Source organism: Staphylococcus sp. GDB20D11A (assembly GCF_016893255.1).
GTDB lineage: Bacteria > Bacillota > Bacilli > Staphylococcales > Staphylococcaceae > Staphylococcus > Staphylococcus aureus.
The window spans coordinates 337308-359859 of the sequence record NZ_JAFEPJ010000003.1 but is presented as its reverse complement, the minus strand read 5'-3'; the positions used below and the strand labels follow the sequence as shown (position 1 = coordinate 359859).

Genomic DNA, 22552 nt, shown 5'->3' with positions numbered 1-22552 from the left:
TATATTAATATCTTTCAACTATGTAAGATTCAAACATTGAATTGTAAGTTTAGATAAAGGCTACTGTTCTACTTATTATTTAAAATGAAATTAAATACAAAAGGAGTGATACTATGACGATATTATCAGTGCAACATGTTTCAAAAACATATGGTAAAAAGCACACATTTCAAGCACTTAAAGATATTAACTTTGACATACAAAAAGGCGAATTCGTTGCGATTATGGGGCCTTCTGGATCAGGTAAGACAACCTTATTAAATGTACTAAGTTCAATTGACCAAATTTCTAGCGGTAGCGTGCTTGCTAACGGACAAGAGCTTAATAAACTTAATCAAAAAGCACTTGCCAAATTCCGTAAAGAATCATTAGGTTTCATCTTCCAAGATTACAGTATTCTGCCGACATTAACTGTTAAAGAAAACATTATGTTACCTTTATCTGTTCAAAAAATGTCGAAGGCAACAATGGAAGAAAATTATAAAGCGATCACGACAGCATTAGGTATTTATGACCTAGGAAATAAATACCCTAGCGAATTATCTGGTGGTCAACAACAAAGAACTGCAGCAGCAAGAGCATTTGTTCACAAACCACAAATCATATTTGCAGATGAGCCAACAGGCGCACTCGACTCGAAAAGTGCAAATGACCTATTACAACGTTTGGAAGAAATGAATAAATCGTTTGATACAACTATTGTCATGGTTACACATGATCCGGTTGCAGCAAGTTTTGCAGAACGTGTCATCATGCTAAAAGATGGCCAAATTCATACACAACTTTATCAGGAAGGACGTTCTAAACAGGCCTTTTATGAAGACATTGTACATCTTCAATCAGTATTAGGTGGTGTCTCAAATGACATTTAACCATATCGTTTTCAAAAACTTACGCCAAAACTTAAAACATTATGCAATGTATTTATTTTCATTATTTTTTAGTATCGTCTTATATTTCAGTTTTACAACCTTACAGTTTACTAAAGGTGTAAATAATGACGACTCGATGGCCATCATTAAGAAAGGTGCTTTAGTCGGATCAATATTTTTATTTATCATTATTGTCATCTTTTTAATGTATGCCAATCATTTATTCGTGAAACGCCGTACACGTGAATTTGCGCTATTTCAGTTGATTGGTTTAACACGACAAAACATTTTGAAAATGTTAGCACTTGAACAAGTGATTGTATTTTTAATCACAGGTGTTGTCGGTGTATTATGTGGCATTGCAGGTGCACAATTATTGCTTTCCATTGTATCTAAATTGATGTCGTTATCGATTAACTTATCGATACATTTCGAACCTATGGCCCTTGTTTTAACTATTTTAATGCTAGTTATTGCGTATATACTGATTCTATTTCAAAGTAGTTTATTTTTAAAAAGACGCAGTATCTTATCAATGATGAAAGACTCAATTAAGACTGATGTTACAACTGCGAAAGTAACGACTGCAGAGGTTATTTCAGGCGTATTAGGTATTGCTATGATTGCACTAGGCTATTATATGGCGACAGAAATGTTTGGTACGTTCAAAGCACTAACTATGGCTATGACATCACCGTTTATCATTTTATTTTTAACGGTTGTAGGCGCCTATTTATTCTTCAGAAGTTCCGTGTCACTGATTTTTAAAACTTTGAAAAAATCTAAAAATGGACGCGTATCTATTACAGATGTTGTATTTACATCGTCTATTATGTACCGAATGAAGAAAAATGCCATGTCTTTAACTATCATTGCAATTATTTCTGCAGTTACAGTAACTGTATTGTGTTTTGCGGCATTATCTAAATCAAATACAGATCAAACCCTTACATCAATGGCACCCAATGATTTTAACGTGGTCGCCTCTCAAGATGCGCAACAATTTGAATCTAAACTAAGCCAACAACATATTACATTTTTTAAAAATGCTTACGAAACTATTACTGTAAATAATGTTAAAGATGAGGTTATTACTTTGGAAAATGGTAGTGATTCAGGTCGCACGAATTCTATTTTAAGTGCAAATACAAAGTTAACTGGTAACAATGCCATCATTACAAATACAAAATCACTTCCTAACATTATTAATATCCATTTAAACAAAGATTTAGTAGTAAAAGGAACTAAGAATGAAACTTTCCGTGTTACACAAGAAGACAAAAGTAAGGTTTATCCTTTAAATCTAAGCTTCAACTCACCTGTCGTCGAAGTAAGTCCTGAAAAGTATCAGCAGTTGAAAACACAAAATAACGTTCATACTTTTTATGGGTACGATATTAAACAAACATCACAAAAGAAAAAAGCTCAAGCAATTGCAAAACAGTTTGGAGACAAAGTCATCACGTATGATGACATGAAAAAAGAGGTCGATGCTACTAACGGTATTCTAATATTTGTTACATCATTTTTAGGATTAGCATTTTTAGTAGCAGCTGGATGTATTATTTATATTAAACAAATGGATGAAACTGAAGATGAACTAAGTAACTTCAGAATATTAAAACGCATAGGCTTTACGCATACAGATATGCTTAAGGGATTATTATTAAAAATTACTTTCAACTTCGGTTTACCATTATTGATTGCTATATTACATGCAGTATTCGCCGCCATAGCATTTATGAAATTGATGGGTAATATTTCCTTCATGCCGGTTATTATAGTAATTGTTGTATACACACTCATTTACATTGCTTTTGCTTTAATCGCTTTTGTACATTCAAACAAATTGATTAAGAAAACCATTTAACACTTGTGATTAAAAGATGCTTCATTGAGATTTTGATTTTAAGCAATGCAGTATAACTATTAACTGATTTATAAAAAAGGAGAGATTGAATCATGAAATTTAGAGAATTAGTAAAACAATCATACGAGGATTTGAAAAATTTGACTGTAACTTGGTATAACGTGATTGCTTTAGCAATGATTGTTATTGTCTTAAGCGTAGTTACAACACCAATAATAGGTATTCCAGTTGGTTTATTAGGTGGCGCTTATTATTTAAAACGCCGCGAAGAAAAAGGCAAATAAGCGCATTCCATCAGTATAGAACATTGCTATGACCTTTCAAGTCAGATTTTAATATCAACAAGTAGCGTTTATCGCTGCTTGTTTTTTTATGAATTGCTTATAAAATCGCCATGTTTAAATGATATGTCGCTTTGAAAACTAGCAAACACCATAAAAGACTACATTTTTTTATTTTTATAAACCCCTTTAAATCAACGTTTCTAAGGTTTTTAAAAATCTTTTTTAATTTATTTTCAAAAAACACTGTACATTATGCCAATATGAGCGTATAGTTGGACTTACGTAATAAAAGCTCGTGAATTAAATTGTAGTGTATTTGTTTAGAATATCCTCTTTTTTAGTTATGAATTTGTTACAAATATTAAGTGCAAAAGCACACGGAGGTTTTCTATATGAATAACGGTACAGTAAAATGGTTTAACGCAGAAAAAGGTTTTGGTTTCGTCGAACAAGAAAATGGCGGAGACGTATTCGTACATTTCTCAGGTATCGCTAGCGATGGCTACAAAACTTTAGAAGAAGGTCAAAAAGTTACTTTCGAAATCACTGAAGGTCAACGTGGAGACCAAGCAGTTAACGTACAAACTGTTTAATCTTACAAAATAAAACGACTCATTATAAATGAATCGCTTTGATTACCAACAAGGTTCTAAATCTTGTTGGTATTTTTTTATGCTATTTTGGATATCATGAGACGATACGATGATGATTTATAAAAATTTATTTGCCAGATACATACTAATCAAAGCTATAAGAATGATTGCACCAACAAATGCTATGAAAGAAAGTACACCTGTTTTTATATTTCTAGCTTTAGTCGTTTGTACTTCACTAGGATCTTTTCCATTCATAAAAGCAACAATTCGATCGTAGTTATCCATTTTATGCACTTTTTTAAAGTCTTCTATTTTCATAGATGCATAATAACCTATTCCATAAATGACCATCACCGTTATACCCCAAGCCCAATTCCAATAAACAATTAAAGGTCCTGTTAAAATTGCAGCTAATGTCATGAAAATAAGCATCACATATGTCCATAAGTTAAGACTTCGTTGCGCTTTAATATCAGGTACAAATGGAATGGTCCCTTTTACTAAATCATCTAAAGTTACATTGAACAATTCGCACATCATTAATAAGTTATGTATGTCTGGTAAGCTTTTGTCATTTTCCCAATTAGAAATACTCTGCCTAGATACATATAACTTTTCAGCAAGATATTCTTGTGAATAACCATCTCGTTCCCTATATTTTTTAATTTGTTTACTCAGATTCAATTACATACGCCTCCATTCAATTAGTACAATCATTACAATCAGACTATCAGATAAAGTTAAATCAAGTCACCTGTATGATTGACTAAATGTTTTGACATACGACAACACAAGGGTTCGAAGACTCCCTTAAGACAGACCTGTATGATTACGCGCTTGTAATTTTCTCAATGCCAACTTGAATTTCATTTATTAATGATACAACTTTTCCATGCTATTCAATGCTTGCGAAGTTAGTCCTATTTAAGAGATTACGTTCACACTATTTACTATTCGATTTTCCAGCTTTCCAACTATGCTTTTCTAATCTTTTTTGTGCTATAAATTCTACCGCTTCAAAAATACATACTGCACTGATGAACCAGCTTAGGAAACCAACAATAATGCTAATCAACCACATGTGCGTCATATGTAACATCATCCATGTAACTAAAATACAAACTAATACCCCTGTCATACCAAACACTGCGCCACGACTTACATGCACAGCGACTTTATCACCATATTGCATACCTGTAATAAACATAGACACTAAAAATACTGCCGGAAACGTTGCAAATATACCGCCAAATTCTTTCCAAGGTAGTGTTACAGATACAATATAACTTAATAATACTGCAAATCCCCCCACAAAAAATTTCATTAATGTTAATTTCATGATGTTCTGCCTCCAATAATTTATTACTTAATAACTGAATACAACTAATTATCACGCATTTTCCAAACTATAAATGTCTAATACTGAATATTGCGAGGGAAATAACAAACCAACAAACAACTGTGAATATTGCGCCTTTCCGATAACCTTTATGCTTAATGTAGAGAGATGCCAAAAATACAGTTAATATACAAGACAGAATACCGACAATTGCTCCAGTACTAAGATTCATCGACATCTCCACTAATTGCGTACCACGATGATCCAAAGCTAATGCGATAATAGCCGCAAGAAAGACTGCCGGCATAGTAGCTATAATGCCTCCTAACTTACCGCCTACCTTATCAGCAATAATTGAAGCTAATGCAACAGCGATACCACCAATGACAAAATGAAGAATTGCACTTCCAATTGAAAACATCTTCAACGTACCTTTCTATAATTAATTCAATACAAAACGTATCATTCACACAAAGTGTAAAACTTAAATTTTCTACTGTAAAGGCAACTCAAGCGATGTTCATAAAGCTTTCATGATACTTTCATAAACTAGCAATAAAGGGTTCAAATAAAGGTATATCCAGCTCAAATTAGGGAGTGGGACAGAAATGATATTTTCGCAAAATTTATTTCGTTGTCCCACCCCAACTTGCACATTATTGTAAGCTGACTTTCCGCCAGCTTCTATGTTGGGGCCCCGCCAACTTGCACATTATTGTAAGCTGACTTTTCGTCAGCTTCTGTGTTAGGGCCCTCACCCCAACTCGCATTGCCTGTAGAATTTCTTTTCGAAATTCTCTGTGTTGGGGCCCCTGACTAGAATTGAAAAAAGCTTGTTACAAGCGCATTTTCGTTCAGTCAACTACTGCCAATATAACTTCGTAGAGCATAGAACATTGATTTATGTACCAGCCTGATCATCATATAAATATAAATTTTTATGTTTCACGTAAAACAAAAAAAGACAAAGCTGTTATGATCTTAGCTTTGTCTTTTATGTGTTAGTCATCATGTATACGACATCCTACTACTAACGTTTATATATTCGAATTTTTATTTCATAATAATCTTCATGATCTTTGTCTTTATGCTCAACATGTAATCCTGTTTGTTGAATCGCTTGGATACTTTTGCCTACCTCATCTCGTGCTTGAGTGACATCTTGTGCAAAGCGAAGGTTTTGTGCTTTGACTTTTTCGGGCCCCGTTTTTTGGCGTACTCTATCTTCAGTCTGTTTCACATTTAGTTTTTGTGCAATGACTTGCTCAATCAACGCTTCTTGTTCGCTATCAGACAATGATAATACTGCTCTCGCATGGCGTTCAGTAATTTTACCTTCTCTTAAGCGAAGTAGTACTTTCGGCGCCAACTTCAATAAACGCAACTTATTTGCAATAAAGCTTTGACTTTTACCTAAACTTTTTGCCAATTCACTTTGCGTTGTATCACCAATTTCCAATAATTTCTTATAGGCTTCCGCTTCTTCAACAACAGACAAATTTTCTCTTTGAATATTCTCAATTAATGCCACAACAGCCGTCTCTTCATCATCCATATCACGAATAATAACGTCTGCTTGAGGTAAATTTAGTGATTGTATAGCTCTAAATCGGCGCTCTCCAGCAATAATTTCAAACATATCTTCTTCAATCGGTCTTACAACAATAGGCTGTAATAAACCATGTTCATGTATTGATTCAGCAAGTTCTTTAATTTTATTTGGTTCAAACACCTGTCTTGGTTGATAACGGTTGGGAACGATACGTTCAATTTGAATGGATTCAACATTACTATTGCGATCTTCTTCAATATGTCCAATGATGTCATCTTTGTTTTTCAAACCAAATAATTTTGAAAAAGGTTTTTTCATTATCCATTCGCTCCTTTTATGTTAGTTGTAAAGGATTATGCATTATTTTTCAAGTAAAGGAGTCTTATTAGGCGTCCCTGGTTTTCTTGGATACTTTTTCGGCGTCTGTCTTTTTTTATCAATAATGAACATCTGGCGCTCTCCAGCATCTTCTGGCAATTCAAAGGTATGTGTTTCTGTAACGTTACCACCTAACACACTAATTGCAAATTTTGCTTCTTCTAATTCTTCTTCACCTTTTGAAGATTTTAATGCAACAAACTGTCCACCTTTTTTAACTAGCGGTAAACACAATTCACTTAACACGGATAATCTAGCTACTGCTCTTGCAGTAACAACATCATAAGACTCCCTGTAGACACCCTTACCAAATGTTTCTGCTCTATCGTGTATAAAGCTGACATCCTGTAATTGTAATTCTGACGCTAAATGGTTTAAAAATTGAATACGCTTATTTAATGAATCAACAATCGTCACTTTTAACTGAGGAAACATTATTTTTAACGGAATACTTGGAAAACCAGCTCCAGCACCTACATCACATATACTTATAGGCTGATTAAAATCAAAATAAAAACTAGGTGCAATGGAATCATAAAAATGTTTCAAATATACATTGTGTTCATCTGTAATACTTGTCAAATTCATCTTTTCATTCCATTCAACAAGTAAACGATAATATGTTTGAAACTGTTGTTTTTGAGTCTCAGTTAATTCAATATTATGTTCTTTTAATTGTTCTGCTAACCATTCTACAGTCATTAGTCACTCACCCTTTGGAGTTTACCTTGTTCTAAGTAAATCAATAATATAGATATGTCTGCTGGATTTACCCCTGATATTCTAGAAGCTTGTGCAATATTTAAAGGTTTTACTTCTGATAGTTTTTCTCGCGCTTCAGTCGCCAAACTATCAATCTTACTATAATCTAAGTCTTCTGGAATTTTCTTCTCTTCCATACGCTTAACTTTCTCAACTTGTTGTAGTGATTTATTGATATAACCTTCATATTTTGTTTGTATTTCTACTTGTTCTTCAACATCTGCATTCAATTGATGTTCTTCTTCTAAAATTTCTAAAATTATATCGTAAGTCATTTCAGGTCTGCGTAATAAATCGATAGCTAAAATACCATCTTTTAAGCGAGAACCACCATGTTGTTCAATAATCGCTTGCGTATGTTCGTTTGGTTTAATACGAATATCTGATAAACGCTTAATTTCCGCATCAATTTGCTGACGTTTTTCATTAAAACGTGCATATCGTTCTTCAGAAATCATACCAAGTTCATATCCCATATCCGTCAATCTCAAATCAGCATTATCATGACGTAGTAACAAACGATATTCTGCACGTGATGTTAGTAAACGATAAGGTTCATTAGTACCTTTAGTTACAAGATCATCGATTAATACACCTATATATGCATCTGAACGACTTAATATCTTTTCGCCTGTGTTTAACACTTTACCTGCAGCGTTAATACCTGCCATCAATCCTTGTCCTGCTGCTTCTTCATAACCGGATGTACCATTAATTTGACCTGCAGTGTATAAGTTTTTAATCATTTTCGTTTCAAGTGTAGGCCATAACTGCGTTGGCACAATCGCATCATATTCAATTGCGTAGCCGGCACGCATCATATCTGCTTTTTCAAGACCTGGTATCGTCTCTAACATTTGACGTTGCACATGTTCAGGAAGACTTGTAGACAATCCTTGCACATATACTTCATTTGTATTACGACCTTCAGGCTCTAAGAAAAGTTGATGTCGCGGCTTATCATTAAATCGAACAAATTTATCTTCAATTGAAGGGCAATAACGTGGCCCAGTTCCTTTAATCATCCCTGAATACATTGCAGATAGATGTAAATTATCATCGATAACTTTGTGTGTTTCAGCATTAGTATACGTTAACCAACATGGCAATTGATCTAATATATATTCTGTTGTTTCAAAGCTGAATGCACGACCTACATCGTCACCTGGTTGTATTTCAGTCTTCGAATAGTCAATTGTTTTTGAATTTACACGCGGTGGTGTACCTGTTTTAAAACGAACAATATCAAAACCAAGTTCTCTTAAATTGTCTGATAATGTGATTGATGGTAATTGGTGATTTGGTCCACTTGAATACTTCATATTACCTAAAATGATTTCACCACGTAAAAATGTTCCCGTTGTAATAATTACTGCTTTAGATAAATACTCTGTACCAATATTTGTACGTACACCTTTAACTTCATTATCTTCTATAATAAGTTCGTCTACCATACCTTGCATTATATGCAAATTTTCTTCATCTTCAATCACGCGTTTCATTTCTTGTTGATAAAGTACTTTATCTGCTTGCGCTCTTAGTGCTCTTACAGCAGGTCCTTTACCAGTATTTAACATTCTCATTTGAATGTGTGTTTTATCGATTGTTTTTGCCATTTGTCCACCTAAAGCATCAATTTCACGAACAACGATACCTTTAGCTGGTCCTCCTACAGATGGGTTACATGGCATAAATGCAATATTATCTAAATTTATTGTTAGCATTAATGTTTTAGCACCACGTCTTGCAGATGCTAAACCTGCTTCTACACCTGCATGTCCCGCACCTATAACGATTACATCATATTCTTGAGCCACAATATAAACCTCCTTATTTGATATCTTACTAGCCTTCTTTAGACGGTATTCCGTCTAATTCAATTACTATTTACCTAAGCAGAATTGACTGAATAACTGATCGATGAGTTCATCACTTGCAGTCTCACCAATAATTTCTCCTAATATTTCCCAAGTTCTAGTTAAATCAATTTGTACCATATCCATAGGCACACCAGATTCTGCTGCATCAATCGCATCTTGTATCGTTTGTCTTGCTTGTTTTAATAATGAAATATGTCTTGAATTAGAAACATAAGTCATATCTTGATTTTGTACTTCTCCACCAAAGAACAAATCTCGAATTTGTATTTCTAATTCATCAATACCTTCTTGTTTTAACATTGAAGTTTGAATTAATGGCGTATCGCCTATCATATCTTTAACTTCATTAATATCTATATTTTGCTCTAAATCCATTTTATTAACAATTACGATTACATTTTCATTTTTAACCACTTCATATAATGTGTAATCTTCTTGAGTCAATGCTTCGTTATTGTTTAATACAAATAAAATTAAGTCTGCTTGGCTAAGAGCCTTTCTAGAGCGTTCAACACCAATCTTCTCTACTATATCTTCTGTCTCACGTATACCAGCAGTATCAACTAATCTTAATGGCACGCCACGAACATTGACGTACTCTTCTAAGACATCTCTAGTCGTACCTGCTACCTCAGTTACAATCGCTTTATTATCTTGTATTAAATTATTTAACATCGATGATTTACCTACGTTTGGTTTACCAACAATAACTGTAGATAAACCTTCACGCATAATTTTACCCTGCGCACCGGTATCTAATAAACGATTAATTTCCTGTTTGATTTCTTTAGACTGCTCTAAAAGAAATTCAGTAGTCGCATCTTCAACATCATCGTATTCAGGATAATCAATATTCACTTCCACTTGAGCGAGTATCTCTAATATAGATTGACGTTGTTTTTTGATTAAGTCACTTAGACGACCTTCAATTTGATTCATCGCAACTTTAGAAGCTCTATCTGTTTTCGAGCGAATAAAGTCCATAACTGCTTCAGCTTTAGATAAATCAATACGACCATTTAAAAAGGCACGTTTTGTAAATTCACCTGGCTCAGCCATCCTAGCGCCATATGTCATAGTAAGTTCCAGCACTCTATTAATAGTTAAAATACCACCATGACAATTAATTTCTATAATATCTTCGCGTGTAAATGTTTTTGGCGCTCTTAACACAGACACCATAACTTCTTCAACCACTTCTTTAGACTCTGGATCAATAATATGACCGTAATTAATCGTATGTGATGGAACATCATTTAAAAGATGTTTTCCTTTATATAATTTGTCAGCAATTTCAACGGCTTGCGGTCCAGACAATCGAACAATTCCAATTGCCCCTTCACCCATTGGTGTTGAAATACTCGTAATTGTATCTAAATCCATATTGCTACTCTCCTCCTTCAACGATGTGAATACATTTTAAAGTAAGTTATTATAACCCTAAGGTCAGTCTTACGTTTGTCTGAGGTAAGACTTCGGGATGCGTTGAGTGGTTAATGTTTTCCTTCCCCTACCCTATCCTTACTTAATCTTTTTATTAAAAACTTTGGCAATTTTAAGTACGTGCTCAAGACTATTCTGTATTTGTAAAGTCGTCATATCTTTAGCTGGCTGTCTTGCTATTACAATAATATCTTTGGCCAATATATGCGACTTATGTACTTTGAAATTTTCACGTATTGCTCTTTTAATCTTGTTTCTTAACACTGCATTACCTAGTTTTTTAGAAACACTAATACCTAAGCGAAAATGGTCTATTTCTTTATTATTACAAGTGTATACAACAAATTGTCTGTTGGCTACAGAATGACCTTTTTTATATATTCTCTGAAAATCTGCATTCTTTTTAATTCGGTAATCTTTTTCCAATAACATCACTCGCTTATTTATCGTTTTTATTTGAAGCTATATTTAAACTTCTATTGAGCTTATAACATAAATTTCTATTTATTCTTAATTTAAACGAAAAAAAAGATCACTGATGAGTCAGTGATCTTATGCAGATAAAACTTTACGGCCTTTACGACGACGGCGCGCTAAAACTTTACGGCCATTTTTTGTGCTCATGCGTTTTCTGAAACCATGAACTTTACTATGTTTACGTTTATTTGGTTGATAAGTACGTTTTACCATGCAAAACACCTCCATCTTTATACAGTTATCTAATATACCAGATTATGCAGACTCTGATCACTTTAATAGATAAGATTTTGCGTTTCTTAGATTAAAATTCTCGTATTAGCTCATTGATTATCTAGTCATAATTCAAGCAACTACTACAATATAACAAAATCCTTTTTATAACGCAAGTTCATTTTATACTACTGCTCAATTTTTTTACTTTTATCGATTAAAGATAGAAATACACGATGCGAGCAATCAAATTTCATAACATCACCATGAGTTTGCTCCGAAGCATGAGTGTTTACAATGTTTGAATACCTTATACAGTTCTTATACATACTTTATAAATTATTTCCCAAGCTGTTTTGATACACTCACTAACAGATATTCTATAGAAGGAAAAGTTATCCACTTATGCACATTTATAGTTTTCAGAATTGTGGATAATTAGAAATTACACACAAAGTTATACTATTTTTAGCAACATATTCACAGGTATTTGACATATAGAGAACTGAAAAAGTATAATTGTGTGGATAAGTCGTCCAACTCATGATTTTATAAGGATTTATTTATTGATATTTACATAAAAATACTGTGCATAACTAATAAGCAGGATAAAGTTATCCACCGATTGTTATTAACTTGTGGATAATTATTAACATGGTGTGTTTAGAAGTTATCCACGGCTGTTATTTTTGTGTATAACTTAAAAATTTAAGAAAGATGGAGTAAATTTATGTCGGAAAAAGAAATTTGGGAAAAAGTGCTTGAAATTGCTCAAGAAAAATTATCAGCTGTAAGTTACTCAACTTTCCTAAAAGATACTGAGCTTTACACGATTAAAGATGGTGAAGCTATCGTATTATCGAGTATTCCTTTTAATGCAAATTGGTTAAATCAACAATATGCTGAAATTATCCAAGCAATCTTATTTGATGTTGTAGGCTATGAAGTTAAACCTCACTTTATTACTACTGAAGAATTAGCAAATTATAGTAATAATGAAACTGCTACTCCAAAAGAAACAACAAAACCTTCTACTGAAACAACTGAGGATAATCATGTGCTTGGTAGAGAGCAATTCAATGCCCATAACACATTTGACACTTTTGTAATCGGACCTGGTAACCGCTTTCCACATGCAGCAAGTTTAGCTGTAGCCGAAGCACCAGCCAAAGCGTACAATCCATTATTTATCTATGGAGGTGTTGGTTTAGGAAAAACCCATTTAATGCATGCCATTGGTCATCATGTTTTAGATAATAATCCAGATGCCAAAGTGATTTACACATCAAGTGAAAAATTCACAAATGAATTTATTAAATCAATTCGTGATAACGAAGGTGAAGCTTTCAGAGAAAGATATCGTAATATCGACGTCTTATTAATCGATGATATTCAGTTCATACAAAACAAGGTACAAACACAAGAAGAATTTTTCTATACTTTTAATGAATTGCATCAGAATAACAAGCAAATAGTTATTTCGAGTGATCGACCACCAAAGGAAATTGCACAATTAGAAGACCGATTACGTTCACGCTTTGAATGGGGGCTAATTGTTGATATTACGCCACCAGATTATGAAACTCGAATGGCAATTTTGCAGAAGAAAATTGAAGAAGAAAAATTAGATATTCCACCAGAAGCTTTAAATTATATAGCAAATCAAATTCAATCTAATATTCGTGAATTAGAAGGTGCATTAACACGTTTACTTGCATATTCACAATTATTAGGAAAACCAATTACAACTGAATTAACTGCTGAAGCTTTAAAAGATATCATTCAAGCACCAAAATCTAAAAAGATTACCATCCAAGATATTCAAAAAATTGTAGGCCAGTACTATAATGTTAGAATTGAAGATTTCAGTGCAAAAAAACGTACAAAGTCAATTGCATATCCGCGTCAAATAGCTATGTACTTGTCTAGAGAGCTTACAGATTTCTCATTACCTAAAATTGGTGAAGAATTTGGTGGGCGTGATCATACGACCGTCATTCATGCTCATGAAAAAATATCTAAAGATTTAAAAGAAGATCCTATTTTTAAACAAGAAGTAGAGAATCTTGAAAAAGAAATAAGAAATGTATAAGTAGGAAACTTTGGGAAATGTAATCTGTTATATAACAGCACTAATGATAACAATCATTTTTTACATTTCTATATGCTAATGTGGCAAGATGAGCAAAACTCATTTTGTGGATAATGTTTAAAAGTCATACACACCCTACACAAGTTATCAACATGTGTATAACTTCGCCAAATCTATGTTTTTAAGACTTATCCACCAATCCACAGCACCTACTACTATTACTAAGAACTTAAAACCTATATAATTATATATAAACGACTGGAAGGAGTTTTAATTAATGATGGAATTCACTATTAAAAGAGATTATTTTATTACACAATTAAATGACACATTAAAAGCTATTTCACCAAGAACAACATTACCTATATTAACTGGTATCAAAATCGATGCGAAAGAACATGAAGTTATATTAACTGGTTCAGACTCTGAAATTTCAATAGAAATCACTATTCCTAAAACTGTAGATGGCGAAGATATTGTCAATATTTCAGAAACAGGCTCAGTAGTACTTCCTGGACGATTCTTTGTTGATATTATAAAAAAATTACCTGGTAAAGATGTTAAATTATCTACAAATGAACAATTCCAGACATTAATTACATCAGGTCATTCTGAATTTAATTTAAGTGGCTTAGATCCAGATCAATATCCTTTATTACCTCAAGTTTCTAGAGATGACGCAATTCAATTGTCGGTAAAAGTGCTTAAAAACGTGATTGCACAAACAAATTTTGCAGTGTCCACCTCAGAAACACGCCCAGTACTAACTGGTGTGAACTGGCTTATACAAGAAAATGAATTAATATGCACAGCGACTGACTCACACCGCTTGGCTGTAAGAAAGTTGCAGTTAGAAGATGTTTCTGAAAACAAAAATGTCATCATTCCAGGTAAGGCTTTAGCTGAATTAAATAAAATTATGTCTGACAATGAAGAAGACATTGATATCTTCTTTGCTTCAAACCAAGTTTTATTTAAAGTTGGAAATGTGAACTTTATTTCTCGATTATTAGAAGGACATTATCCTGATACAACACGTTTATTCCCTGAAAACTATGAAATTAAATTAAGTATAGACAATGGGGAGTTTTATCATGCGATTGATCGTGCCTCTTTATTAGCACGTGAAGGTGGTAACAACGTTATTAAATTAAGTACAGGTGATGACGTTGTTGAATTATCTTCTACATCACCAGAAATTGGTACTGTAAAAGAAGAAGTTGATGCAAACGATGTTGAAGGTGGTAGCCTGAAAATTTCATTCAACTCTAAATATATGATGGATGCTTTAAAAGCAATCGATAATGATGAGGTTGAAGTTGAATTCTTCGGTACAATGAAACCATTTATTCTAAAACCAAAAGGTGACGACTCGGTAACGCAATTAATTTTACCAATCAGAACTTACTAAAAATAAATATAAATAAAGGATGACGTGATTAATTAAAACGTCATCCTTTATTTTTTGGCAAAAATAATTCTAGATGCGTATGTAAAATAAATTTGGCAGCATTTTAAACAGCAAATAAAAGACGCCAATTAAATTTATGACAAATATATCCAAAATTTAATAAGTGTGCTTATATGCCCTTTAAATTTAAAATTTTAATAGTCAATAACAAGTTGAATATAAAAGTTAAACGCCGTTAAATAGCGTTAAAAAATTGAAAATGACAGTATTGCCAAAAAATAAGAATTAATTATTTATATGTAAACGGTTTCTACCTCTATTTTAAATGAAATTTGTGACAAAAAAAGGTATAATATATTAATGACATACAAAGAAATGGAGTGATTATTTTGGTTCAAGAAGTTGTAGTAGAAGGAGACATTAATTTAGGTCAATTTCTAAAAACAGAAGGGATTATTGAATCTGGTGGTCAAGCAAAATGGTTCTTGCAAGACGTTGAAGTATTAATTAATGGAGTGCGTGAAACACGTCGCGGTAAAAAGTTAGAACATCAAGATCGTATAGATATCCCAGAATTACCTGAAGATGCTGGTTCTTTCTTAATCATTCATCAAGGTGAACAATGAAGTTAAATACACTCCAATTAGAAAATTATCGTAACTATGATGAGGTTACGTTGAAATGTCATCCTGACGTGAATATCCTCATTGGAGAAAATGCACAAGGAAAGACAAATTTACTTGAATCAATTTATACCTTAGCTTTAGCAAAAAGTCATAGAACGAGTAATGATAAGGAACTCATACGTTTTAATGCTGATTATGCTAAAATAGAAGGTGAGCTTAGTTATAGACACGGCACGATGCCATTAACAATGTTTATAACTAAAAAAGGTAAACAAGTCAAAGTGAATCACTTAGAGCAAAGTCGTCTAACTCAATATATTGGACACCTCAATGTGGTTCTATTTGCGCCAGAAGATTTGAATATTGTAAAAGGCTCTCCTCAAATAAGACGACGCTTTATAGATATGGAGTTGGGCCAAATTTCTGCTGTTTACTTAAATGATTTAGCTCAATACCAACGTATTTTAAAGCAAAAGAATAATTACTTAAAGCAGTTACAATTAGGCCAAAAAAAGGACTTAACAATGTTGGAAGTATTAAATCAGCAGTTTGCTGAATATGCAATGAAAGTAACTGATAAACGTGCACATTTTATTCAAGAGCTAGAGTCGTTAGCTAAACCGATTCATGCTGGTATCACAAATGATAAAGAAGCGTTGTCGCTGAATTATTTACCTAGTCTTAAATTTGATTATGCTCAAAATGAAGCGGCACGACTTGAAGAAATTATGTCTATTCTTAGCGATAATATGCAAAGAGAAAAAGAACGAGGCATTAGCTTATTCGGACCACATCGAGATGATATAAGTTTTGATGTGAATGGCATGGATGCTCAAACATATGGTTCTCAAGGACAGCAACGTACAACGGCTTTGTCCATTAAATTAGCTGAAATTGAGTTAATGAATATCGAAGTTGGGGAATATCCCATCTTATTATTAGACGATGTACTCAGTGAATTAGATGATTCGCGTCAAACGCATTTATTAAGTACGATTCAGCATAAAGTACAAACATTTGTCACTACGACATCTGTAGATGGTATTGATCATGAAATCATGAATAACGCTAAATTGTATCGTATTAATCAAGGTGAAATTATAAAGTAACAGAAAGCGATGGTGACTGCATTGTCAGATGTAAACAACACGGATAATTATGGTGCTGGGCAAATACAAGTATTAGAAGGTTTAGAAGCAGTACGTAAAAGACCAGGTATGTATATAGGATCGACTTCAGAGAGAGGTTTGCACCATTTAGTGTGGGAAATTGTCGATAATAGTATCGATGAAGCATTAGCTGGTTATGCAAATCAAATTGAAGTTGTTATTGAAAAAGATAACTGGATTAAAGTAACGGATAACGGACGTGGTATCCCAGTTGATATTCAAGAAAAAATGGGACGTCCAGCTGTCGAAGTTATTTTAACTGTTTTACATGCTGGTGGTAAATTTGGCGGTGGCGGATACAAAGTATCTGGTGGTTTACATGGTGTTGGTTCATCAGTTGTAAACGCATTGTCACAAGACTTAGAAGTATATGTACACAGAAATGAGACTATATATCATCAAGCATATAAAAAAGGTGTACCTCAATTTGACTTAAAAGAAGTTGGCACAACTGATAAGACAGGTACTGTCATTCGTTTTAAAGCAGATGGAGAAATCTTCACAGAGACAACTGTATACAACTATGAAACATTACAGCAGCGTATTAGAGAGCTTGCTTTCTTAAACAAAGGAATTCAAATCACATTAAGAGATGAACGTGATGAAGAAAACGTTAGAGAAGACTCCTATCACTATGAGGGCGGTATTAAATCGTACGTTGAGTTATTGAACGAAAATAAAGAACCTATTCATGATGAGCCAATTTATATTCATCAATCTAAAGATGATATTGAAGTAGAAATTGCGATTCAATATAACTCAGGATATGCCACAAATCTTTTAACTTACGCAAATAACATTCATACGTACGAAGGTGGTACGCATGAAGACGGATTCAAACGTGCATTAACGCGTGTCTTAAATAGTTATGGTTTAAGTAGCAAGATTATGAAAGAAGAAAAAGATAGACTTTCTGGTGAAGATACACGTGAAGGTATGACAGCAATTATATCTATCAAACATGGTGATCCTCAATTCGAAGGTCAAACGAAGACAAAATTAGGTAATTCTGAAGTGCGTCAAGTTGTAGATAAATTATTCTCAGAGCACTTTGAACGATTTTTATATGAAAATCCACAAGTCGCACGTACAGTGGTTGAAAAAGGTATTATGGCGGCACGTGCACGTGTTGCTGCGAAAAAAGCGCGTGAAGTAACACGTCGTAAATCAGCGTTAGATGTAGCAAGCCTTCCAGGTAAATTAGCCGATTGCTCTAGTAAAAGTCCTGAAGAATGTGAGATTTTCTTAGTCGAAGGGGACTCTGCCGGGGGGTCTACAAAATCTGGTCGTGACTCTAGAACGCAGGCGATTTTACCATTACGAGGTAAGATATTAAATGTTGAAAAAGCACGATTAGATAGAATTTTGAATAACAATGAAATTCGTCAAATGATCACAGCATTTGGTACAGGAATCGGTGGCGACTTTGATCTAGCGAAAGCAAGATATCACAAAATCGTCATTATGACTGATGCCGATGTGGATGGAGCGCATATTAGAACATTGTTATTAACATTCTTCTATCGATTTATGAGACCGTTAATTGAAGCAGGCTATGTGTATATTGCACAGCCACCGTTGTATAAACTGACACAAGGTAAACAAAAGTATTATGTATACAATGATAGGGAACTTGATAAACTTAAATCTGAATTGAATCCAACACCAAAATGGTCTATTGCACGATACAAAGGTCTTGGAGAAATGAATGCAGATCAATTATGGGAAACAACAATGAACCCTGAGCACCGCGCTCTTTTACAAGTAAAACTTGAAGATGCGATTGAAGCGGACCAAACATTTGAAATGTTAATGGGTGATGTTGTAGAAAACCGTAGACAATTTATAGAAGATAATGCAGTTTATGCAAACTTAGACTTCTAAGCGCTGTGAACTGAACTTTTGAAGGAGGAACTCTTGATGGCTGAATTACCTCAATCAAGAATAAATGAACGAAATATTACCAGTGAAATGCGTGAATCATTTTTAGATTATGCGATGAGTGTTATCGTTGCTCGTGCATTGCCAGATGTTCGTGACGGTTTAAAACCAGTACATCGTCGTATACTATATGGATTAAATGAACAAGGTATGACACCGGATAAATCATATAAAAAATCAGCACGTATCGTTGGTGACGTAATGGGTAAATATCACCCTCATGGTGACTTATCTATTTATGAAGCAATGGTACGTATGGCTCAAGATTTCAGTTATCGTTATCCGCTTGTTGATGGCCAAGGTAACTTTGGTTCAATGGATGGAGATGGCGCAGCAGCAATGCGTTATACTGAAGCGCGTATGACTAAAATCACACTTGAACTGTTACGTGATATTAATAAAGATACAATAGATTTTATCGATAACTATGATGGTAATGAAAGAGAGCCGTCAGTCTTACCTGCTCGATTCCCTAACTTGTTAGCCAATGGTGCATCAGGTATCGCGGTAGGTATGGCAACGAATATTCCACCACATAACTTAACAGAATTAATCAATGGTGTACTTAGCTTAAGTAAGAACCCTGATATTTCAATTGCTGAGTTAATGGAGGATATTGAAGGTCCTGATTTCCCTACTGCTGGACTTATTTTAGGTAAGAGTGGTATTAGACGTGCATATGAAACAGGTCGTGGTTCAATTCAAATGCGTTCTCGTGCAGTTATTGAAGAACGTGGAGGCGGACGTCAACGTATTGTTGTCACTGAAATTCCTTTCCAAGTGAATAAGGCTCGTATGATTGAAAAAATTGCAGAACTCGTTCGTGACAAGAAAATTGACGGTATCACTGATTTACGTGATGAAACAAGTTTACGTACTGGTGTGCGTGTCGTTATTGATGTGCGTAAGGATGCAAATGCTAGTGTCATTTTAAATAATTTATACAAACAAACGCCACTTCAAACATCATTTGGTGTGAATATGATTGCACTTGTAAATGGTAGACCGAAGCTTATTAATTTAAAAGAAGCGTTGGTACATTATTTAGAGCATCAAAAGACAGTTGTTAGAAGACGTACGCAATACAACTTACGTAAAGCTAAAGATCGTGCCCACATTTTAGAAGGATTACGTATCGCACTTGACCATATCGATGAAATTATTTCAACGATTCGTGAGTCAGATACAGATAAAGTTGCAATGGAAAGCTTGCAACAACGCTTCAAACTTTCTGAAAAACAAGCTCAAGCTATTTTAGACATGCGTTTAAGACGTCTAACAGGTTTAGAGAGAGACAAAATTGAAGCTGAATATAATGAGTTATTAAATTATATTAGTGAATTAGAAGCAATCTTAGCTGATGAAGAAGTGTTATTACAGTTAGTTAGAGATGAATTGACTGAAATTAGAGATCGTTTCGGTGATGATCGTCGTACAGAAATTCAATTAGGTGGATTTGAAGACTTAGAGGACGAAGACTTAATTCCAGAAGAACAAATAGTAATTACACTAAGCCATAATAACTACATTAAACGTTTGCCGGTATCTACATATCGTGCTCAAAACCGTGGTGGTCGTGGTGTTCAAGGTATGAATACATTGGAAGAAGATTTTGTCAGTCAATTGGTAACTTTAAGTACACATGACCATGTATTGTTCTTTACTAACAAAGGTCGTGTATACAAACTTAAAGGTTATGAAGTGCCTGAGTTATCAAGACAGTCTAAAGGTATTCCTGTAGTGAATGCTATTGAACTTGAAAATGATGAAGTCATTAGTACAATGATTGCTGTTAAAGACCTTGAAAGTGAAGACAACTTCTTAGTGTTTGCAACTAAGCGTGGTGTCGTTAAACGTTCAGCATTAAGTAACTTCTCAAGAATAAATAGAAATGGTAAGATTGCGATTTCGTTCAGAGAAGATGATGAGTTAATTGCAGTTCGTTTAACAAGTGGTCAAGAAGATATCTTGATTGGTACATCACATGCATCATTAATTCGATTCCCTGAATCAACATTACGTCCTTTAGGCCGTACAGCAACGGGTGTGAAAGGTATTACACTTCGTGAAGGTGACGAAGTTGTAGGGCTTGATGTAGCTCATGCAAACAGTGTTGATGAAGTATTAGTAGTTACTGAAAATGGTTATGGTAAACGTACGCCAGTTAATGACTATCGTTTATCAAATCGTGGTGGTAAAGGTATTAAAACAGCTACGATTACTGAGCGTAATGGTAATGTTGTATGTATCACTACAGTAACTGGTGAAGAAGATTTAATGATTGTTACTAATGCCGGTGTCATTATTCGACTAGATGTTGCAGATATTTCTCAAAATGGTCGTGCAGCACAAGGTGTTCGCTTAATTCGCTTAGGCGATGATCAATTTGTTTCAACGGTTGCTAAAGTAAAAGAGGATGCAGACGAAGTAAATGAAGATGAACAATCTACTGTATCTGAAGATGGTACTGAACAACAACGTGAAGCGGTTGTAAATGATGAAACACCAGGAAATGCAATTCATACTGAAGTGATTGATTCAGAAGAAAATGATGAAGATGGACGTATTGAAGTAAGACAAGATTTCATGGATCGTGTTGAAGAAGATATACAACAATCATCAGATGAAGATGAAGAATAATAAAAAAATAAGACTTCCCTATATGTAGGGGAGTCTTATTTTTATGCTAGAAAGTAATGCTGTACTATATTCAATGATTAGTAATGATTAACTTTCTAATTGTTTCATTGCGTAAGGTATTTCATTGATAAGTCTTGATGGTGGCACCACATACATATCTTTTGCAAGATTTTCGCCAATAAAACTATGTGTATATGTGGCACTCATAACCGCTTCTTTTAAGTTATCAAATTGACCAACAAAACTTGTAATCATACCAGCAAGTGTATCGCCCATACCACCAGTCGCCATTGCTGGGCTACCGATTGTTAATTTAAAGTCTTCATCTTTAAAGAAAATTTCAGTACCATGTTTTTTAAGTACAACAGTTGCGCCTAAACGATCAACTGCTTCACGATTACGCTCATATGTCTGTTCCTCAATAGGAATACCACTTAATCGCTCCCATTCTTTGAGATGCGGAGTAAAAATCACGCGACATGTAGGTAATTGCGGTTTCAGTTTACTAAATATTGTAATCGCATCGCCGTCTACGATTAAATTTTGATGCGGTTGTATATTTTGTAGTAGGAATGTAATGGCATTATTTCCTTTGAAATCAACGCCAAGACCTGGACCAATTAGTATACTGTCAGTCATTTCAATCATTTTCGTCAACATTTTCGTATCATTAATATCAATAACCATCGCTTCTGGGCAACGAGAATGTAATGCTGAATGATTTGTTGGATGTGTAGCTACAGTGATTAAACCACTACCGCTAAATACACATGCACGAGCCGCTAACATAATGGCACCACCTAAGTTAGCAGATCCACCAATTAATAAAATTTTGCCATAATCACCTTTATGTGAATCTTCTTTACGCTTAGGAATGTTAATAGAATTTAACGTTTCCATAGTGATATAACCTCCCATGTAAAAGCCTTTTCCGAATTTATTCAATTTTAAAAATATATAGTAACTTTTAACAAAATGTATTATAAATTTCTGAATTCATTATTATT

At 33.9% G+C, this 22552-nt stretch carries 20 protein-coding genes; 10 read left to right on the top strand and 10 right to left on the bottom strand.

Features of this window, described 5'->3' with window-relative positions; genetic code table 11:
* The first annotated feature begins 113 nt into the window (after positions 1 to 113).
* From vraD to JV528_RS03945, 4 genes are all read left to right on the top strand, one after another.
* A complete protein-coding gene (gene vraD / locus JV528_RS03960) occupies positions 114 to 872 on the top strand; it encodes an ABC transporter ATP-binding protein (RefSeq protein ID WP_204177568.1) in 759 nt (252 codons plus the stop codon).
* Positions 862 to 2742: an ABC transporter permease gene (gene vraE, locus JV528_RS03955; protein ID WP_204177567.1), complete on the top strand. Its 1881-nt coding sequence runs from the start codon at positions 862 to 864 to the stop codon at positions 2740 to 2742. The genes vraD and vraE overlap by 11 nt, the downstream gene beginning before the upstream one ends.
* Positions 2743 to 2834: 92 nt before the next feature.
* Positions 2835 to 3026: a peptide resistance ABC transporter activity modulator VraH gene (gene vraH / locus JV528_RS03950; protein ID WP_000672036.1), complete on the top strand. Its 192-nt coding sequence runs from the start codon at positions 2835 to 2837 to the stop codon at positions 3024 to 3026.
* A 392-nt stretch (positions 3027 to 3418) separates the two neighbouring features.
* Complete coding sequence (locus JV528_RS03945; protein WP_204177566.1) at positions 3419 to 3619, top strand: cold-shock protein; 201 nt, start codon at positions 3419 to 3421, stop codon at positions 3617 to 3619.
* Between the two features lie 117 nt (positions 3620 to 3736).
* Here JV528_RS03945 and JV528_RS03940 read toward each other — a convergent pair whose 3' ends face one another.
* The 9 genes from JV528_RS03940 to rpmH all read right to left on the bottom strand — a co-directional run bounded on the left by JV528_RS03940 (position 3737) and on the right by rpmH (position 11666).
* Positions 3737 to 4306 (bottom strand): helix-turn-helix transcriptional regulator, encoded by a 570-nt coding sequence (locus tag JV528_RS03940; RefSeq protein WP_031927787.1) that lies wholly within the window; start codon positions 4304 to 4306, stop codon positions 3737 to 3739.
* 259 nt (positions 4307 to 4565) lie between these two features.
* Positions 4566 to 4961, bottom strand: a complete 396-nt coding sequence (locus tag JV528_RS03935) for a DUF3147 family protein (protein ID WP_000779134.1) — start codon at positions 4959 to 4961, stop codon at positions 4566 to 4568.
* A 67-nt stretch (positions 4962 to 5028) separates the two neighbouring features.
* Positions 5029 to 5382, bottom strand: a complete 354-nt coding sequence (locus JV528_RS03930; RefSeq protein WP_000491379.1) for a DUF3147 family protein — start codon at positions 5380 to 5382, stop codon at positions 5029 to 5031.
* A 609-nt stretch (positions 5383 to 5991) separates the two neighbouring features.
* Positions 5992 to 6831 (bottom strand): nucleoid occlusion protein, encoded by an 840-nt coding sequence (gene noc / locus JV528_RS03925; RefSeq protein ID WP_000742837.1) that lies wholly within the window; start codon positions 6829 to 6831, stop codon positions 5992 to 5994.
* Between the two features lie 42 nt (positions 6832 to 6873).
* Positions 6874 to 7593, bottom strand: a complete 720-nt coding sequence (gene rsmG, locus JV528_RS03920) for a 16S rRNA (guanine(527)-N(7))-methyltransferase RsmG (protein WP_000215593.1) — start codon at positions 7591 to 7593, stop codon at positions 6874 to 6876.
* Positions 7593 to 9470 (bottom strand): tRNA uridine-5-carboxymethylaminomethyl(34) synthesis enzyme MnmG, encoded by a 1878-nt coding sequence (gene mnmG / locus JV528_RS03915; RefSeq protein WP_000046621.1) that lies wholly within the window; start codon positions 9468 to 9470, stop codon positions 7593 to 7595. Before mnmG ends, rsmG begins: the two co-directional genes overlap by 1 nt.
* Positions 9471 to 9536: 66 nt before the next feature.
* Positions 9537 to 10916, bottom strand: a complete 1380-nt coding sequence (gene mnmE / locus JV528_RS03910) for a tRNA uridine-5-carboxymethylaminomethyl(34) synthesis GTPase MnmE (RefSeq protein WP_204177565.1) — start codon at positions 10914 to 10916, stop codon at positions 9537 to 9539.
* A gap of 138 nt (positions 10917 to 11054) precedes the next feature.
* Entirely contained in the window at positions 11055 to 11408 is a 354-nt protein-coding gene (gene rnpA, locus JV528_RS03905) for a ribonuclease P protein component (protein ID WP_204177618.1), read from the bottom strand.
* 120 nt (positions 11409 to 11528) lie between these two features.
* Positions 11529 to 11666 (bottom strand): 50S ribosomal protein L34, encoded by a 138-nt coding sequence (gene rpmH / locus JV528_RS03900; protein ID WP_000240855.1) that lies wholly within the window; start codon positions 11664 to 11666, stop codon positions 11529 to 11531.
* A gap of 730 nt (positions 11667 to 12396) precedes the next feature.
* On the opposite strand from rpmH, the gene dnaA reads away from it, so the two are divergent.
* From dnaA to gyrA, 6 genes are all read left to right on the top strand, one after another.
* On the top strand, positions 12397 to 13758 hold the full coding sequence (gene dnaA, locus JV528_RS03895; RefSeq protein WP_001290433.1) for a chromosomal replication initiator protein DnaA: 1362 nt from the start codon (positions 12397 to 12399) through the stop codon (positions 13756 to 13758).
* Positions 13759 to 14035: 277 nt separating this feature from the next.
* Positions 14036 to 15169 (top strand): DNA polymerase III subunit beta, encoded by a 1134-nt coding sequence (dnaN, locus tag JV528_RS03890; protein WP_000969811.1) that lies wholly within the window; start codon positions 14036 to 14038, stop codon positions 15167 to 15169.
* 380 nt (positions 15170 to 15549) lie between these two features.
* Positions 15550 to 15795: a S4 domain-containing protein YaaA gene (yaaA, locus tag JV528_RS03885; RefSeq protein WP_001789359.1), complete on the top strand. Its 246-nt coding sequence runs from the start codon at positions 15550 to 15552 to the stop codon at positions 15793 to 15795.
* Positions 15792 to 16904, top strand: coding sequence for a DNA replication/repair protein RecF (recF, locus tag JV528_RS03880; RefSeq protein WP_000775113.1), 1113 nt, complete (start codon positions 15792 to 15794; stop codon positions 16902 to 16904). Before yaaA ends, recF begins: the two co-directional genes overlap by 4 nt.
* 9 nt (positions 16905 to 16913) lie before the next feature.
* Positions 16914 to 18848 carry a DNA topoisomerase (ATP-hydrolyzing) subunit B gene (gyrB, locus tag JV528_RS03875; RefSeq protein WP_000255586.1) on the top strand — a complete coding sequence of 645 codons (1935 nt, stop codon included), beginning with the start codon at positions 16914 to 16916 and terminating at the stop codon, positions 18846 to 18848.
* Positions 18849 to 18884: 36 nt separating this feature from the next.
* The gene (gyrA, locus tag JV528_RS03870) at positions 18885 to 21545 is read left to right on the top strand and encodes a DNA gyrase subunit A (RefSeq protein WP_204177563.1); all 2661 of its coding nucleotides are present in this window, start codon (positions 18885 to 18887) and stop codon (positions 21543 to 21545) included.
* An 87-nt stretch (positions 21546 to 21632) separates the two neighbouring features.
* Here gyrA and JV528_RS03865 read toward each other — a convergent pair whose 3' ends face one another.
* On the bottom strand, positions 21633 to 22445 hold the full coding sequence (locus JV528_RS03865; protein ID WP_000449218.1) for an NAD(P)H-hydrate dehydratase: 813 nt from the start codon (positions 22443 to 22445) through the stop codon (positions 21633 to 21635).
* Between the last annotated feature and the right edge of the window lie 107 nt (positions 22446 to 22552).